General features: G+C 41.7%; 15 protein-coding genes. 6 read left to right on the top strand and 9 right to left on the bottom strand.

The annotated features are described in order from the left end of the window. Nucleotides 1-73: 73 nt before the first annotated feature. From KP803_RS16860 to KP803_RS16875, 4 genes are all read right to left on the bottom strand, one after another. Nucleotides 74-760, bottom strand: coding sequence for a P-loop NTPase family protein (locus tag KP803_RS16860; RefSeq protein WP_248010152.1), 687 nt, complete (start codon nt 758-760; stop codon nt 74-76). Further along, complete coding sequence (locus tag KP803_RS16865) at nt 760-2883, bottom strand: SLBB domain-containing protein (RefSeq protein WP_248010033.1); 2124 nt, start codon at nt 2881-2883, stop codon at nt 760-762. The genes KP803_RS16860 and KP803_RS16865 overlap by 1 nt, the downstream gene beginning before the upstream one ends. Then, complete coding sequence (locus KP803_RS16870) at nt 2876-3709, bottom strand: OmpA family protein (RefSeq protein ID WP_248010034.1); 834 nt, start codon at nt 3707-3709, stop codon at nt 2876-2878. The genes KP803_RS16865 and KP803_RS16870 overlap by 8 nt, the downstream gene beginning before the upstream one ends. A gap of 80 nt (nt 3710-3789) precedes the next feature. Next, nucleotides 3790-4110: an STAS domain-containing protein gene (locus KP803_RS16875; protein WP_248010035.1), complete on the bottom strand. Its 321-nt coding sequence runs from the start codon at nt 4108-4110 to the stop codon at nt 3790-3792. Between the two features lie 286 nt (nt 4111-4396). Between KP803_RS16875 and KP803_RS16880 the strand changes: the two genes are divergently transcribed. Continuing rightward, nucleotides 4397-5239 carry a DNA ligase gene (locus KP803_RS16880; RefSeq protein WP_248010036.1) on the top strand — a complete coding sequence of 281 codons (843 nt, stop codon included), beginning with the start codon at nt 4397-4399 and terminating at the stop codon, nt 5237-5239. 137 nt (nt 5240-5376) lie between these two features. Here the strand turns inward: KP803_RS16880 and KP803_RS16885 are convergent, their stop codons facing one another. Beyond that, the gene (locus KP803_RS16885; protein WP_248010037.1) at nt 5377-6747 is read right to left on the bottom strand and encodes an MATE family efflux transporter; all 1371 of its coding nucleotides are present in this window, start codon (nt 6745-6747) and stop codon (nt 5377-5379) included. A 124-nt stretch (nt 6748-6871) separates the two neighbouring features. Here KP803_RS16885 and KP803_RS16890 point away from each other — a divergent pair, with 124 nt between their 5' ends. Next, nucleotides 6872-7480, top strand: a complete 609-nt coding sequence (locus tag KP803_RS16890; protein ID WP_248010038.1) for a riboflavin synthase subunit alpha — start codon at nt 6872-6874, stop codon at nt 7478-7480. Nucleotides 7481-7589: 109 nt separating this feature from the next. Here the strand turns inward: KP803_RS16890 and KP803_RS16895 are convergent, their stop codons facing one another. Further along, nucleotides 7590-7793 carry a CPXCG motif-containing cysteine-rich protein gene (locus KP803_RS16895; RefSeq protein WP_248010153.1) on the bottom strand — a complete coding sequence of 68 codons (204 nt, stop codon included), beginning with the start codon at nt 7791-7793 and terminating at the stop codon, nt 7590-7592. A gap of 344 nt (nt 7794-8137) precedes the next feature. Here KP803_RS16895 and KP803_RS16900 point away from each other — a divergent pair, with 344 nt between their 5' ends. Beyond that, complete coding sequence (locus tag KP803_RS16900) at nt 8138-9958, top strand: ABC transporter ATP-binding protein/permease (RefSeq protein WP_345791566.1); 1821 nt, start codon at nt 8138-8140, stop codon at nt 9956-9958. Nucleotides 9959-10104: 146 nt separating this feature from the next. Further along, on the top strand, nt 10105-11007 hold the full coding sequence (locus KP803_RS16905; protein WP_248010039.1) for a DMT family transporter: 903 nt from the start codon (nt 10105-10107) through the stop codon (nt 11005-11007). 137 nt (nt 11008-11144) lie between these two features. Here the strand turns inward: KP803_RS16905 and KP803_RS16910 are convergent, their stop codons facing one another. Next, complete coding sequence (locus KP803_RS16910) at nt 11145-13400, bottom strand: peptidase U32 family protein (protein WP_248010040.1); 2256 nt, start codon at nt 13398-13400, stop codon at nt 11145-11147. A 207-nt stretch (nt 13401-13607) separates the two neighbouring features. Continuing rightward, nucleotides 13608-14474, bottom strand: coding sequence for a fructosamine kinase family protein (locus KP803_RS16915; RefSeq protein WP_248010041.1), 867 nt, complete (start codon nt 14472-14474; stop codon nt 13608-13610). A 424-nt stretch (nt 14475-14898) separates the two neighbouring features. On the opposite strand from KP803_RS16915, the gene KP803_RS16920 reads away from it, so the two are divergent. Further along, nucleotides 14899-15243, top strand: a complete 345-nt coding sequence (locus KP803_RS16920; protein WP_248010042.1) for a DUF3802 family protein — start codon at nt 14899-14901, stop codon at nt 15241-15243. Between the two features lie 22 nt (nt 15244-15265). Here KP803_RS16920 and KP803_RS16925 read toward each other — a convergent pair whose 3' ends face one another. Continuing rightward, nucleotides 15266-15781, bottom strand: coding sequence for an NlpC/P60 family protein (locus KP803_RS16925; RefSeq protein WP_248010043.1), 516 nt, complete (start codon nt 15779-15781; stop codon nt 15266-15268). A 96-nt stretch (nt 15782-15877) separates the two neighbouring features. On the opposite strand from KP803_RS16925, the gene KP803_RS16930 reads away from it, so the two are divergent. After that, complete coding sequence (locus KP803_RS16930) at nt 15878-17938, top strand: methyl-accepting chemotaxis protein (RefSeq protein WP_248010044.1); 2061 nt, start codon at nt 15878-15880, stop codon at nt 17936-17938. Nucleotides 17939-17964: the final 26 nt, after the last annotated feature.

Consider the following 17964-nt stretch of genomic DNA (forward strand, 5'->3'; position numbering starts at 1 on the left):
CGAAATTACCTCGAAAGTTCTGTCTATGACTCGTCTTAGGGTCTGTGTACTTTTAATTTCATACTGAATATATCTATGCAGACTGTGATAGAAATTCATTTCTATTTAGCCAGTTTTCTATCGTTCTACGCAATTTTTTCGGGATAAAGGGGATTCGCCGTAGTTCACGAATAATTTCAAAGCTAAGCGTTGGTTGATCTTTGATATTGAGCACTGTCCCCAGCAATGAAATCTTTCCACTATTTAATAACTCAGTGGCTTTTTTTATCTGTCCAGCAGAGGTGACGCCACCTTTTACAACTAAAATAGTTTTGTCACATGCGTTCGCTATACTTTGAGCAGGGATATTGCTGCGATTTATCTGTAATAAAGGTGATGTATCAATGATGACTCGGTCGTACTGCTGACCCCACTCGATAACGGCTTGCTCCATAAAAGCAGGGTCTTTATAGGCCAGTTGAGTCGATTGATCCCTGGGGATGGCTACCCCAGTAAATAGCCGATGACTATCAACATGTTCGATCCAGTGGGTATTATCGTCGGTTTTCAACTCCAACTCTTTAAACGCAGGGTTAAACATATTGAGATCAACGAGCAAAGCGTTGTGACCCGCTAATAAGTACCTTTCAGTCAAAGCACTCGCCACAGAAGTGACGCCATCAAGCGATTGGCATGCCGTAATGCACAATGATTTACAGCCGGATAGTTCGGCAGACAAATAAAGCTGCTCGATTTCAGCATGGGTTGCAGGGATAGTCATCATAACGCTCCTATCAACACAATGGCTGTCGTTAAACGAAGAATATCTTCTAAACCGACACGGGCTTTTTCAAGAAAGCTATCTCTACGATTCGGGATGAAAATGGTATCGCCCGAGCGCAGAACCGGTAAGTGATAGATATTGGCGGTTTTACTAAACTCAATAAGGTCAAATGTTCGAGCCTGTCCTTGGCAGCAAGACATATTTACAACGGTGATTTTCTCAATATAGGCATCGTTTGTTGGACCGCCAGCTTCTGCGAGAATGTCTAATATCGTCATGTTATCGCTGAATGCGTAGCGTCCCGGTTTGTTGATAGCGCCTAAGACTCTAACAGTCGATTCCTTTGATTTATCCAACCAGTTTTTATTCTTTTCAGGGATAAAGATAGTGTCACCCATTGTGACATTGGGTAATAAGTTCTCGTCACCCGTCTCGAAATACAAAGAAAGGTTTAGCTTACTGATTTTTGAGTAGCTTTTATCTCGGTGTGTGACGCGAATATTATGAATATCAGCGTCTTTGGTTGGGCCATCAGCGGCGGCCAAAATATCAAGGAAGTGCATCTCTTTGGTAAATCTAAAGCGTCCTGGGGTGTTTACTTGACCAAATATGTAGATTGAAGCGTCTGAACTTTGGCGAACCCATTGTGCTTTATTATCAGAAGGGTCTCGTGGTAAGTCATGTATACGTACAATTGAGCCACCAGCAATCGTCGGTAAATCTTGTGGAGGTGCACCGTTTAATATGAAGGCATCAAGGTCAAAGACCACCAATTTTTTATTACTATCAATGACTTCAATTTTTGTGGTGTCGGCTCTTAATGTTGGCCCCCCAACGTGAGAAATGAGATCCATTAAGTTCATTTCATCTGACCATTCGATTCGTCCGGGACGCTCGACCGACCCCATAACATTAACAGCGCGACTAGGGGCCACCTTCAACCAAGATTTTTCATTCATGTCTGTCTTTTCAGGGACGAATATAGCATCTCCCGGTAAGATTTTTGGTGGAAGAGAGTCGATTAACCCTTCAGTGTAGGCTGCGAGATCAAAGGGAATTACTGTTCCGTTGGCTTTAATAATTCTGATCTGACGAGATTCCGCATAACGAGTAGGACCTCCTGAATTCGCTAAGATATCCATAAAGGTAGCGCCTTGCTGGCCTTCAAATGCTCCGGGGCTCTTTACTTCGCCCATCACGTATACAGTGTTCGAGCCCGATTTTATCTCTTCCTCTTGTTTTGGCACAAAGACGGTAGCACCAGGAGCCAAGTCAGGGAGAAGCTTTGAGTCGCCACTGTCTAGATAACGTTTTAGGTTAAAAATGACGGGATTGTTATCGGAGATGATACGAATTTGCTCAACACTGGCATAGCGAGTAACACCGCCAGAACGCATCAAAATATCGACGAGATCGGTTCCTTCTTTATATGAAAATGAACCTGGAGAATTGACCTCACCAAACACTTTAACAGCACTTCTTCCGTCAGCACTGTCACCAGAGTCTGCAAGTTTTGCTGGGTCAAACTCTTGCTCAATATTGCCGACAAGAGGAGAGGCTGGAACAAATAGCGTGTCGAGAGATTGCAGTGCAGGTAATTGACTTTCGTCCCCGCTATCTAAAAATGCTTTGTAATTAAACGCCTGTTTCTCAGTACCCCTTTTGAGCAACATGTTATTAAGCTGAGCACCGGAACGTAACCCGCCAGCAGCATGAATCGCCATTTGAATATCGGCACTTTTTGATAAGGTATATTCACCGGGTGATTTCACGTACCCCTGAACTGATATAAGAATTTGTTGCTCTGATATGTAGATGGAAGCGTTAGATAAGTCTCTAAATACAGATTCAAGTGCTTTTAGAATACTCTGCTCTAGTTGTGTTTCGTTGTATCCCGCCACAAATATCGCACCAATCTCGGGGAGGGTAATTCTACCTCGTTTGTCTACTTGGAAACCGCGATTAAGGGTACTCTCGCCAGGTAGGTTAACTTGAATGAGATCACCAATTTGCACGGTCACTTGCTGATCGGGTTGTGGCGTTGTCGATTCGGAAGCATACACTGGGTTAATGATGAAAAGTGCAATGGCAATAATAAGGATGTAGGTGAGCTTATTCATAAAAACCACCTTGTGATTGAGTGACGGCGTGATCTTGCGTAGATATCACTTCAATACTGACACGTCGGTTGGTTAACATCACACCATCCGTGTTTCCTTCAAAAAGAGGGAGCTCAGCACCAAGTGAATGGGTGCTAATGCGTGAGGGTTCCAGACCGAAAATAGTTAAGTAACGTTTCACTTGCTTGGCTCGGCCCATAGCAAGTGTTTGATTGTGCTGTTCATCACCTCTAGCATCGGCATGACCAGTGACAGACAGTTTGAGTGTATTGTGTTCAAGTAAAATATTGGCCGCTTTAGCAAGGTGCCCCATATATTTAGGGTTAATTTCTATTGAATCAAAGGCAAACTGGTTATCTACATTCAAAATCTCGAAGAGTTGGTCAATAACAGCAAGCTGCAAATTTAGCTGTGATTGGCTAGCGGGAGGTGAACAATGAGTTTGGGAGGTGACATAATCAAGTTGAAGCTCCAGTTCATTTAAGCGTTTTCTTTGAATAACCAAATCATTGGCGGCATCAAGTAGTAAGCCACCTTCTAGCTCTCTCGCTATTCTATTTTGCTTTTCAATCGCTTGTACGACGGCAGCAGGAAAACACCATTTTGCCCCTTCTCTAATCAAAGAATCTAAATGAAGTTGTGCCAGTTTCCAGTCGAACCTAAGCCCATGCTCTGGGCCAAGTGGTTCATCTGGCATTACAGGAGAGAAGTCAGCGGAGATATGACTTTCTGCCATTCCGCCTCTCCCTTCCTCGGGATAGCTAGAGCATCCGGCTAAAACAGTGACAGACACAAATGTAGCTATGTAAATAATGATTCCTTTCATCGCCAACGTCCTTTTCAACCTAGTTTCTACGAATATTTTTCTATGAATATTTTCGATTGATTTTAAGAGTATAGTTAGGTTTAGTGAGTATTTGAGTTTACTGGAATTGCTTGCCCAATTCGTAGTAGTTTAATTATCTCTAGTGGCTGACCACGAACATTCTCAATACGCATATTTCGTTCACGTTCAACAAGGCGTTTGTATAAATAAACCAAAGCGCCGACACCTGATGAGTCAAGAAAGCACACGTGGCGAAAATCAAGCTCTACCTCATGGTATTTGTCATTAGTAATGACAGAATCGATATGTGGTTGGACTTCACGGCTACCTTCAGCATCAAGGTTGCCAATGATCTCTAAAGTAAGAATGTTGTCGTTTGTTTCAACAGTACGTAGTTCCATGATGTTCTCTCCTATGTGGTTAGTTTCTATAGAGCAGGTTCTATGCCAGTATTTAAACTCATATTTTTCAATTACTTAAATTTATATTAGTGTTGTTTCTCAATTTGATAACGACTTTTCTTAAAATGAGAATCAAATAATAATTGGGTAATTCGTTCAATTATTATAAAACTAGATGCTTACTTGGTAATGAGCGTTATGATGCGTGTCGCATTGAAATCAATTATCACTAGCGATTAATTAATAGATTGAGAGAATGCAACGTGTATTCATTAAGAGGTAAGTTATGCGTCTCTCTATTCTTTCTTACAGTATTTTGTTAACGCTCAGCCAGCCTGTGAGTGCGGATATCTCCTACGATCTCGGTGTTATGAACGCCTATAATTACAACGAAAGTATCAATATCCTTGAATACTGGAAAAGTGAGAAACTAGACGGAATTAGAGCGATCTGGACCGGTAGCCGACTTATTACAAGGCAAGGTAACGAGATTTTCCCACCACGTTGGTTTATTGAGCCTCTTCCAGATTATCCGCTAGAGGGGGAGTTATGGGCAGGCAGGGGGAAATTCCATATTGTTCAGCAAACCGTCATGGATGCTATTCCATCCGATGCCGCGTGGAAGCAAATAGATTTTATGCTATTCGATATGCCTAGAGATGCGGGTAATTATCAAAAACGTTATTACAATCTAATCCACTGGGTGAACTCTACAAAATCACCTCATATTAAATATGTTGAGCATACCCCCATTGCGTCGGAAAAAGAGTTATTTGAACACCTAGATAATGTCAGCAATCAAAGTGGTGAAGGTATCATGCTACGTAAGATAACGAGCCGATACCAGGCCGGTCGTAGTAACGATATGTTGAAGCTGAAGAAACACCAAGATACCGAAGCCATAGTAATTGGCTATAAGCTTGGAAATGGAAAGTACAAAGGAAGCATGGGATCACTAAGAGTAAAGCTAGAGTCTGGTGTAGAGTTTAACATTGGAAGTGGTTTCACGGATGAGCAAAGGCGTCACCCGCCAAGTATTGGTAGCACCATTACGTTTCGATATAACGGTATGACGCAAAATGGTGTCCCAAAGTTTGCTCGTTACCTCAGAGAGCGCCATCCCGAATAGAAGTGAGCGTATAGGTTTTATAAAGATAACAAAAAGCCCTGATTGAATTCTTATCAGGGCTTTTGCTTTCTACAATAATATTTGGCTGCTTTATGGTAGGTCGTATTCTTAGAAGAGAATACTAATCTTGTGTCCTTTTACTTAGAAGAAAAGGTTAACTGTACATCTTCGTCTTGCTTATGCATCCAATGCAGCCTTATTCCAAGTAAAATAGCCGCTGATGATAACCCAACGATAAACCCAATCCAGAAACCATGTGCCCCCATTGGTTCAACAATCCAGTCTGTCATAGCAAGTATGTACCCAATCGGTAGACCGAGTAACCAATACGCGATGAAGGTTCGATTAAAAATCGCCGTCATATCTTTATAACCACGTAGTGCACCCGCAGCAATAACTTGTATTGCATCGGCACATTGATAGATAGTGGCAAAAATTAAGAGTTGGACAGCAATTGTAATTACCGCTCTATTGTCGGTATAAAGTTCAGCGATACTCTCTTTGAAGACGAAAGTTAAAATCGCGGTAAAAACGGATAGGCATACACCAACAATCAAGCCTACATGTGACGCAATTTTAGCGCCTTCTGTGTCTTGCTCCCCCAGTTTATGACCAACCCGTATACTGACTGCTGCACCAATGCTCATTGGTAGCATGAAAACTAACGACGAAAAGTTCGCGGTAACTTGATGCGCTGCGACAATAAGCGGCCCTAAAGGGGCAATGAGCAGAGCAACGACAGCAAAAAGCGTCACTTCAAAGAACATAGCTGCTGCAACAGGGAAGCCTAACTTAAATAAACGAGTAATGGCTTTAACTTGAGGGCGATGGAACTCACCAAAGAGTCGTATGTGCGCCAGTCGTTTTGACGTGACAACATAAAACAGAATTAGGGCAAACATGATCCAATAAACAATGGCGGTTGCAACACCACAACCCACACCGCCTAATGCAGGAGCGCCAAACTTGCCGTAAACAAAAATCCAGTTGAGGGGAATGTTGATAAGTAGGCCAATAAAACCAATAACCATTGCTGGTTTCGTTAGTGACAATCCGTCAGTTAAACTTCTGAACGTTTGAAATAGCAGGAATGCGGGAACCGCAAACATCACTGCGTTCATATAACCGTTAGTTTTATCACCCATTAACGCGTCGATATCCATGACATCGAGTATCCACTGTGTTTGGAGTAAAACCAAAATAGTGGGAATGGAGATGAGCAGCGCTAATATGATTCCCTGATGGATTTCAAATGGAATTTTAACCTGTCTTCCAGAGCCATTGAGTTGAGCAACAACGGGCACTAATGCCATTAACAGCCCGATACCAAATAAGATGGTAGGAAGCCAAATACTCGATGCGATCGCGACTGCTGCCATATCGGTAGCACTCACGCCACCTGCCATAACTGTGTCGACGAAGCCCATACCAGTTTGCGCGACAGAAGCGATCAATACTGGAGTAGCAAGTTTTATGAGGTTTGAAGCTTCTAATTTATAACGATGCACATAAACTCCGAGAGCAGGAGGTGGAAAGTAAAGTGTTTCTAGCAAAGAAAAATGTTCTTAGTATTGCCGCGCATGATAAAGAAATGTCACACTAAGCACCATAAAAACCTCATGGAATTTAATTATGTTTACTGGAATTGTACAAGGAACCGCAGAAGTCATTTCGATTCTCAAAAAGGATGAGTTTCAAAGTCATACACTCAGTCTTTCTGAAGAATTACGAGAAGGCCTTACGATTGGTGCTTCTGTAGCTCACAACGGTTGTTGCCTAACGGTAACCTCAATGAATGATGATGCGATCACCTTTGATCTTATGCAAGCGACTTTGAATTTAACCAATCTCGGTGAACTTGAAGTAGGCAATCACGTGAACATTGAGCGCGCTGCGAAATTCGGCGATGAAATTGGTGGTCATTCGATGTCTGGTCATATCTCTTTTACCGCTAAAATCGATGAGATTATTAATACGCCAAATAACCGCACACTCTGGTTTAAGGTCGCTCCTGAAGCGATGAAGTACGTATTAATAAAGGGCTACATCGGTTTAGATGGTTGTTCATTGACGATCGGGGATGTCGAGGAGGAGCGCTTCAGTGTTCACCTTATTCCTGAAACACTAGAGAGAACGCTATTTGGTCAGCGTAAAGTGAATGATAGAGTTAACGTCGAGTTTGACCCACAAACACAAGCGATTGTAGATACTGTTGAGCGAGTACTTGCCCAGCGACTCTAGCGGTTTGTTTTTGTACGGAAACGAAGCGATATAAAAAGAAGCACTCAATTTGAGTGCTTCTTTATCGTTTATTGGGAAACATATCGTTCAATAAAAGTAAAACGACTAACTAGCTAAAAGGTTCATCTTCAATACACGCGGTTAAATTAATCTGATGCTGGCTGCTGTCGATGAACATATTTAAGTGAATAGCACGGTGGCAATAAGGACAGTCATCATGAAACTCCTTGCTACCGTTTGAAGCGTCTAAAGTGAGACCAATCTTGTGCTCACAATGGGGACACTGAACATGTTTCTCTGTGTAATTTCTAATCATTGCGTACTCCATTACTGCTAGCAATAAAGCAATAGTAATTGTCGAAGTTAGTAATGGTCGTGAATTAAGTGAAAAGTTTGAAATAGACCATGAAACAATGTGATTTTTTTCTAAGAAAGCTTATTAATATAAATAAGCAAAATAATTCGATAAATTACCATTTGCCCTGGGTATGTATTGAGTTGTTACATAGTAATTAATATGAACTCATGAGCTTAACAGTTTGTTCTATATTTTGATTTAATTTTTATATTTGGAACTGCTCCCTCATTAGTAGAGGTTGCTATTTTATATACAACCCCAATAGCTTATAGATAAACTGTTAGTAATTAGGATCATCTATGCAATCCCAACCAGACTTAGATAATGACAAAAAGACAGGCCATTCGTATAAGTCGAAAGCGGGTACAGCGAAAGGAAAAAACCTAGGTATTCTTTTTGAGCTGGTTAAATTTATTCAGCCCTACAAAGGGAAGGTACTTGCTGCTCTTGTTGCGTTGATCTTCACAGCCTCTTTAACGCTCTCTGTTGGCCATGGCGTTCGTGTTCTTATCGATGAAGGTTTTACACAGCAATCAATCGTTGACCTTGGTAACGCGATTAAATTTATACTCGTAGTTACTTTGCTTATATCTGTTGGTACTTTCTTTCGTTTTTATCTTGTGTCATCGGTAGGTGAACGAGTCAGTGCTGATATACGACTAGCGGTTTTTAATCATGTGATCACGTTGCATCCAAGTTATTTTGAAACCAATGGTAGTGGCGACATTATGTCCCGAATAACAACAGATACGACACTGTTGCAAAGTATCATTGGTTCTTCATTTTCAATGGCGATGCGAAGTGCACTCATGTGTGTCGGCGCAATTATTATGTTGTTTGCCACCAACATAAAGCTAACATTAATCGTATTAGTATCTGTGCCATTCATTCTCATTCCTATTTTAATCTATGGCCGTAAAGTACGGGCGCTGTCTCGCCAAAGCCAAGACTCCATGGCTGATGTTGGTAGCTATGCTGGTGAGGCGATAGAGCATATTAAGACAGTTCAGAGTTATAGCCACGAAGCTCAAGAGCGAGATTCATTTTCTCAAGAGGTAGAGAAGGCCTACGAAATTGGTCGTCAGCGGGTTAAGCAACGTGCTATTTTAATTTCCGGCGTCATTGTGATCGTATTTAGCGCGATAGCTGGAATGCTGTGGGTTGGTGGTAGCGATGTCATTAACGGAACAATGTCAGCGGGAGATTTAGGCGCGTTTGTATTTTATGCGATCATGGTGGCTTCATCACTTGCGACTATTTCTGAAGTTCTTGGAGAGCTGCAACGAGCAGCAGGAGCAACAGAGCGACTCATAGAAATACTCCAAGTTGATAGCCACATAGTTGCGCCGAAACAGAATATTGTCTCTCCAAAAGCGCTTAATGCTGAGGTTATTTTTGACGATGTGACTTTTCATTACCCATCAAGACCTGACCAATCGGCGACGAACGATCTACACCTGGAAGCAGAAGAGGGCAAAGTGCTCGCTCTTGTTGGACCGTCAGGGGCGGGTAAAACAACTCTGTTTGAGTTATTACAGCGATTCTATGATCCACAATCTGGGGCAGTTACGTTTGGCGGCGTAGATATTCGAGATATTGAGCCCAACGAACTACGTAAAAAAATGGCACTGGTCCCTCAGCAACCCGCTTTGTTTAGTAATGATGTTTTTCATAACATCCGCTATGGAAATCCTGACGCGACAGACGATCAAGTGATAGCCGCAGCAAAAAAGGCGCACGCTCATGACTTTATTCTGAATCTACCTGAAGGGTATAACAGTTTTCTTGGCGAACGTGGTGTCAGGCTTTCAGGTGGCCAGCGTCAGAGAATCGCTATTGCACGCGCCATTTTAAAGAATCCTGATTTATTACTGTTGGATGAAGCAACCAGTGCTTTAGACAGTGAAAGTGAGCATCATGTTCAGCTTGCATTGGAAGAGTTAATGCGTGGAAGAACAACGCTAATCATTGCACACCGTTTATCAACCATTAAGCATGCGGATAAAATTGCCGTGATGGATCAAGGTCGTTTAATCGATGTAGGAGACCATCAATCATTGCTGAAGAGTTGCGAGTTGTATCAGCGTTTGGTTGAGCTTCAATTTAAAGAGATAAAATGATGAGCTAAATACATAAATGTGCAGGCATTTGGTCCACCGATTATTCGTGAATATTTCGGTGGAAACGCTTTCTTTTCTCTCCTTTGTTCCATAGTATCCGCCCATTAGTAATTTCACTGCACTTATATTTCGGTACTAGACAAATTATGCCTATCAACTTCCTTAGTTCAGTCCCTCTGGGCCTACGCTATATGTTCATTTCAGCGCTTGCTTTTTCTTTGATGTCTGCCTGCGTGAAATTAGTGAGTCATCATGGAATACCTGTTTTTGAAATTGTCGCGGCTAGGGCACTGGTTTCGCTTATCATCAGCTACATCGATGTAAAACGAAAAAGGATATCCCTTTGGGGTAACAATAGGAAACTACTTTTCGCTCGCGGGGCTGTAGGCTCACTAGCACTTATTTGTGTCTATTATGCTATTGCTACTCTACCACTGGCAGAAGCAACGATACTTCAATACTTGCATCCAGTATTCACTGCGATTCTTGCGCTGCTGTTCCTAAAGGAGAGAATTCAGTTATCCACGATGCTATGTATAGCGTTCTGCTTAACGGGGCTATTTTTTATCGTCAATCCAGGCTCGGCGTTTGAAGGTGCTGTCGAGCTACCACCTATCAGCATCGCCGCTGCATTGTTTGGCGCTTTCGGTAGTGCCATTGCTTACGTAATCGTCAAGCGTCTAAGCACGACGGAGGACACGTCAGTGATCATTGTTTATTTCCCATTGATTGCATTACCGTTATCGCTGATTTTATTGGGCAACGATTTTGTGGTACCGAGTTTCGACGCATTAGTGCTGTTACTCTTTGTCGGCATATTTACTCAAATCGGACAGATCGGCTTAACCAAAGCAATGAAAGCGGAAGTGGCAAGTAAAGCAACCGCGTATTCATACATCCAAGTTGTCTTTTCGATCATATTTGGTTGGTTGATCTTTAGTGAAGTGCCATCAATGTGGACTCTCGTTGGCGGTAGCCTAATTATCATTGGTGCATTGATTAATGTGCTTGGTGGAAAGAGAAGTAAACAACCCAAACCAGTGACTTAATTATATTCACGAACACAAAAAAGCCGACGATTACGTCGGCTTTTTACTAGCGGTAGGATAGTTGTGGTTAACGTTAATCCCCGAGTTACATCAAGGCTTAAATACTATCAACCTTGGATACTATAAGCCTTGAATGCTTATAAACCTTGAAGGTATTGATCGTTGGTTCTAACTTCAACCATGCGATTCAAGTGCTCTCGAGCCCCATCAACCCCATTAATTAACGCTTCAAAGTGCTTAATCAGCTCAACTTTATCCTGAACTTCTTTTGAACCTGCACCGATATTGGTTAAGTCAATAAAGAACTCATCAAACAAGCCCGAGAAATCTGAGACCGCATCTTGGTTTAGGAATTGCTCATGGTTGTAAATGCTAGGGTAACCGCCTTTTTGCTTATCAACCGCGAACGAGATCCCTTTAACATTCGTAATCGTAGTGGCTTTCTCACACTTCAGCATACAACCGGCTTCAATCGATGGCTTGTTACAACCAACGGTTCTTTGGAAGAAACATTGGCGGCTGGTCATCATCAAAATAGGGTGGTAGATACTGTAAAACAGTTTGAAGTTTTCAGGACGACGAATGTGACGAATCTGACCTTTATTGATCTCATTTGAAATGAATGCACCCGCACAGTTGAGCTCTTCTTTCAGTGTGATCAACGCATGTGAGTTAGTCGTGTTCATAAATGGACCTGCAACCCACTCAATACCCATTTCAAAGGCTTTATAAGCGATTCCCGTATTGTTTGTTACGATGCGCTCTGGCTTAATCGTTTCGAGTAAGCGCACCGCTTCGTCGTAATCTTTGCCGATGAGAACAGCAGGGAACCAAGGGATCAGGCGAGGGTTAGCGGCCAGGATGTCGATGTATTTATTACAGCGCTTTTTAAAGCTCTCTGGCAGCTTGAAGTAAACATCAGCGTCGGTGACATCACATAAGTGAAGGTCTTCTACGTCGGCGATTAACATAGAAAGCGTTGGTTTCTCATTCACTTTAGGGTGTTTTTCTAAAGCAGGAACGTCAACATGCTTAATGACTTCAACCGAGCCATTTAAAATGAAGTCAATCTGCTCTTTTAGTGCCGTTACTTCTTTAAGAGGTATTGCTAAGCCTTCGTCTAGCTGTTCGAAGTCGTAGCTTTCTAATGTATGTACTGCACTTTTAATCGACTTAAAGCGTTTCTCTAAGAGCTCTTGAGTAATCGCCTTTTCGCCCGCTTTAGCAAGGATAGAAGGGGATTGAACGGTGAACGTTTCGTCTTTTGAAACGACATTAATCGTAAAGGGTTTATCGATTGTCGCCACGAACTCAAAAGTAACCGCTGTTTTACTGATATCAAGAAATTCGATTTTTTCACGCATCTCTGCGCCAATATCATTTTTAGATGAGTATAGATTATCTGTCACTTCTTGAATTTGAACGACAGAAATTTGTTCTACTTCTTTAGACGCTTTTTCAACGGCGTAATTCACACTGTTATCACGAGGATTATCAATGAACATGTCTTTCGTTAAATTACCTTTAAGGAAAGAGTTGGTGAAATCACGATTAAAAACCTTGTGCAGGTTAGAGTCATCTTCAATAAGTAACCCCTGCTCAACAAAGCTATCAATTTGTTTACGCCACGTGTCAACAACCGTGTAAACATAGTGTGCGCCTTTGATTCGGCCTTCCACTTTTAATGAGTCGACTTTTGCATCAACCAATTCAGGAAGATCGTAGTACGCAGAATTGTCTTTTAAATTCAGTGGGTATTTATTACCTGCTTCAGTAACCTCATACTCGTCGCGACAAGCTTGGCTACAACGACCACGGTTACCTGAATTACCCACACTTACTGAACTTGAATAACATTGACCAGAGAATGCAATACACAATGCACCATGAACGAAAACCTCAGTTAGCACATCATGTTTATGAGCGACTTCGGTTAGCATTTTGATTTCTGGAAGGTTGAGTTCTCTAGATAGGTTGACACGTGTCGCACCAATCTTAGAAAGAAACTTGATTTGGCCTTCATTGTGAGTCGTCAATTGAGTCGACGCATGAACATCCAAAGAGGGGAAGTGCTTTTTAACAAGGTCGAACAAACCTAAATCTTGAACGATGATGCCGTCAACTTTGGTGTTAACCAACTGGTTTAATAATTTGCTGATGCTCTTAATTTCATGTTCAAGCAGAACAATGTTCAGTGTCAGGAAGACTTCACAGCCATATTGATGAGCAAGACGAATAACCCCGTTAAGTTCATCCATCGATAAGTTGGATGCACGGTTACGCGCATTGAAAGTGTTTAAACCACAATACACCGCATTGGCTCCAGCAACGATGGCTGCTTTAATCGCTTCAACATCGCCACCAGGGGCTAACAATTCAATCTTTCTGCTCATTTGAAAATCGCTCGTTTGTAGACTTATAATATTTTTGAGCGCGTATTCTAACTAGATCACTTATTTATTACCACAACTCTCGATTTTATTGACCTGAATCATTTTAAATTACTCGTCAAATGCTGTTCGCAAAGCAGAAAACACAAGATAAAACCAATAAAGGCCACCAAGCAGTGGCCTTTATTGGTGCTCTAGAGAGTTGAGTTGCTAATAACTCAGAATTCTTTTGATCAGTTCCTCGGCCTCAGATAAATAGTGGCCCCCGAATTGATTGTAGTGGTTGAGTAAATGGTACAAGTTATAGATATCTTTTCGTTCGGCATAACCAAAATCTAGCGGGAGGACGCTTTCATAGCCTTGGAAGAATTCCGGTTGAAAGCCCCCAAATAACTCAGCCATCGCAATATCACATTCCCGATCTCCCCAGTAGCATGCAGGGTCGTAACAGATTGGTCCAAAAGCAGAGTTCGCAACGTTTCCATGCCACAAATCACCATGCAGAAGAGATGGGCGAGGGTGATGATTAGAGAGTAGCTCTTTCACTGTATCGGTGAACTCGGCGATATTCACTAGTTCAATCCCTTTCTCCCTAAGCAGTTGAAGTTGCCAACCTATTCGCTGCTCTGCAAAAAAACGATGCCATTTACGGTCCCATTTATTAGGCTGTAGGGTGCTGCCAATATAGTTGTCTTGATCAAAACCAAACTCTTTTTGCTCCCCCCAAGAGTGAAGCTTCGCAAGTTGAGTTCCAAACAGGTGGCTTTTCTTTGCATCATCAAGTGGTTTGGTCGTTAGGTAGTTAAGCACTAAAAACGAGTGGTCTTTGCTAGTTCCTGTCAGGATCAGCTCAGGCACATAGACCGTTGACGTGCTACGAAGAGACTTAATGTTGTCTGCTTCAATTAAATACTTATTAATGAAGTTTCGTTCATTAGTTTTAACAAAATAGCGCTGTTCACCATCACTAATCATGTAGCACTCACTAATATCGCCTCCCTTAACCTTAGTTCGTTCAGCGATAGTAAAATTAAATAGGAGTGTTTCAGAGAGTTGCTCAGTCAACGCTTGCCACATAGTAAAACTCCATTAGATAAGTGCTTATTTATAATCAGTTTAGGACAATAAATTTTCCTTTTCTGAATGAACTTTCAAAGAATCGAATTTTTTGCCTTCAATTCTTAACTAAAGTAATGAAATGTGAACTTAATCAAATGAGTTCATAGCCCTCGCTTTATCTGTTCATAGAGTAAGCTGTCACCGACTGGGACAATATATTTTTGGCACACTGCTCACGCTATCTATAGGTAATTGAGAAATTTGGACTACAATGCGATTTACTGTTATCAACTCACTATTCATCAATAATTAGACAGTGGCGACATTTGTTAATCTTAAACAGTGTCCATCATGATATTCAGGTTGTTAAAACTTGGATAGTTGTCTTAATATTAGGGAGTGAGATTATTCTCAAAAAGTGCAGTAACTCGGAGATTTTAGTGTGGTTGTAGAAACCGATGGATATTTAGCCTTAATTGAACATTTAGCTTTTAACTTGGATATATTCACCTCAAGAGATGGTGATACCGGAGCAGAAAGCGTCGAAGATGTGGTTACCGATATGGTAGCAAGTAACATCATGGCGATTTTTGAGCAAAACCCTGAGTTACATTCAAGTGTGCGCTTCCAGCTATTAAAAGAAGCTGACTCAGTTGTTGAAGATTTGAGTGAGGTATTAGCCGGAGCTTGGAACCGAGCGGCGACTAACGATCAGATTACCTTTTTGGATGAATACATCGCGTTGGTAAAAAACCTATTTGATGTTGCTGTCGCTACTTACGACTAACCCCTCTATCAAATATTTACCATCAATTAAACGTAGGCGGGCTCTGTACTCGCCTAAAGTGCCAAAATTTAGAAGCCCAATAAGGGTTATCTACTCTAGAAATAATTACTCCCCGTGACGTTGAAGCATGTAAAAATTGCTTGTTTCCAAGATAGACCCCAACGTGACGGGTTGTTCTTGACGTCTTGAAAAATACTAAGTCTCCAGCCGCTGCGTCATTGTATTTCACTGAAGAGCCAATTTTACTTTGTTGTAAGGTGGTTCGAGGCAAGTTGACATTGAGCGCATCTCGGTAGGCAACTTGAACAAAAGCCGAACAATCGATGCCATTAAATGAAGTGCCGCCCAAACGATAAGGTACGCCCTCCCAACGATGATGAACTTTGAGAAATGATTGCTGTATCTTAAGATCGTGTTGACTAAGTGTAGTGGTACTCGTTTGATTTACTGGTTGTTTTGATGGCGTAGGCGAGCTGCTACAACCTGAAAAAAACAGGATTGAACTAATAAGTGCTACTTTTGATTGAAAGTTAACCATATGTCGCTTTTCTGAAATATTGTTGAAATTTAATTGTCATGATTACGTCCTAGGATCACCGACTAAGTATTGTTGCCAACGCAAGCCAGAAAGTCTATGAATGCCAAAAGTAATCAACCATCGTCGATATCCTTAGTACAAACCATTTCTGTCATATTTGTCACGATCTTAATGTTGATCGTGTTTCTATCACTCTCAAGTCTTAACAGCGTAAAACGAGTTGGAAATGAGTTTAGTGTTTTATCGGAAGAAGCGCTTCCATTAGCGTTTAATAATGCCAAGTTAACCCAAACAATTTTGGAACAGATAAAACAGCTAAGCTATGCCACACAGGCTTTGTCTATAGAAGAGTTAAAAACTAAGCGCGCCACTATAATCGATTTGATAGACCAAGGTGCGTTGTTATTAACAGATGTTAGTCAGCTTTCTGCTAGATTTTCGACGGGTGAGATTGATACTCAACGGGCTCAAGGGGCAACTAACCGAGTTGATGAGGTGTTATCAGGTAAAGTGGAACATCTAAACGCACTATCGTTAGAAGTACTTAAAACGCAGCTCGCCATATTAGAACAGCATGACCTTATTAATAAACAAGTAGGGTCATTTCGTTATGGTGTTGGGTCGCTGGGACCAGAAATGAACCGAATTTCCTCTTTTCTAACAACGGATAACCCATTATCAGCCGATGCGGCTAACCGTATTATTACAAGCGCGAGTGGGTTAGAGGGTACGTTTCTACTGCTAATGATGGAGTCTGATATCGAGAAAGCCGAAGATTATTTTCGTGAACTTCGTAACAGGCTTGCAGGGATCAATCTAGCGTATGATGAATACCAAGAATGGCACCCAGACATTACTGAATTTTCAAGCCTAACAACCCCTTACGATATGATAAAAGAAGGCTTTAAAAACGATGGTATTTTAAGAAACATCATCGACAAGTTGGTACTGACAAACAATCAAAACGATCAAGTTGCACGCGTACTTACTCTAGCGAATGAAACCGTCCAAGAACTCGAATCAATATCTCAAACCTCAATGCAATTGATTGACCAACGAGAGCAATCCGTTAGCGACACCATCTCTTCTACCTTTTTTCGCCTAATTGCCATTGGTTCAGTGATCGCATTCATTGTTGTTGGTTTTGGGTTAGGTATTCGATCATGGGTTAATCGCAGTGTTAGCAATATTAAGCGTCATTTGAATTCGTTAACCGATCATGACTTTTCAGAACATGTACCAATGACAGGCCCTTTTGAGTTTCGCGAGGTAGCAAGGAAACTGAATCAGGTTATCGATTCGACGGGAGATTCGATATCAACGGTAACGAGAAACTGTGAAACCTTGTACCAAACTGCCGAGATAAGTTATGACGCCGCTGAGATCTCTAGTAAAAATTTGATTGAGCAAAATGAATCTTTAGCCAGCATGGTAACAACGGTGACGGAGCTAGAAGCTTCAATCAAAGAAATTTCAACTATTACAACAGCTTCTTACGAAGACTCTCGTCATGCGACTACTCAATCAAGTTTAGGGATGGAAGCCGTTGAGCAAAACAGATTGCGCTTGAGTAAACTAGAGCAAACATTGGATCTTAACGAGTCTTCAATGGTTGAGTTGGACCATCGAGTTACGCAGATTAGAGAGATGGTTGAGGTTATTTCAAGTATCGCTGAAAACACCAATCTGCTCGCGTTGAATGCGGCTATAGAGGCGGCTAGAGCAGGTGAGCAGGGACGAGGGTTTGCCGTTGTTGCTGATGAAGTTAGACAATTGGCCAGTGGAACATCACAGCAAACTAAAAATATTCGGGTGAAGATGAATCAACTTATTGCCGCTGCGGATAAATCAAAGCAAGCCGTTGAGGAGTCGCGTAAAGAGATGGCCTACGCGTTAGAGTCTAGTGATGAGGTTAAAACCACCTTCTTTGATATTGAGCAGGCGGTAGGCCATATTCAAACACGCGTTGAACAGATCACTATTGCTACCGAAGAACAAGAACGCGCGACGAGCGATGTTAGCCAATCTATTACGCATATCTCGGCTCAAGGTGAACAAACAAAACTACAGCTGCAATCGATGGTAGAAAGCTCAGAGCAGGTAGCGGAGATAGCGGGTCATCAACAGGCTATGCTACACAAATATACTTTTAAATAATCGACGTTGTTTCATCGTTTTAATAA

It is taken from the genome of Vibrio amylolyticus (assembly GCF_023145695.1).
GTDB classification, from domain to species: Bacteria; Pseudomonadota; Gammaproteobacteria; order Enterobacterales; family Vibrionaceae; genus Vibrio; species Vibrio amylolyticus.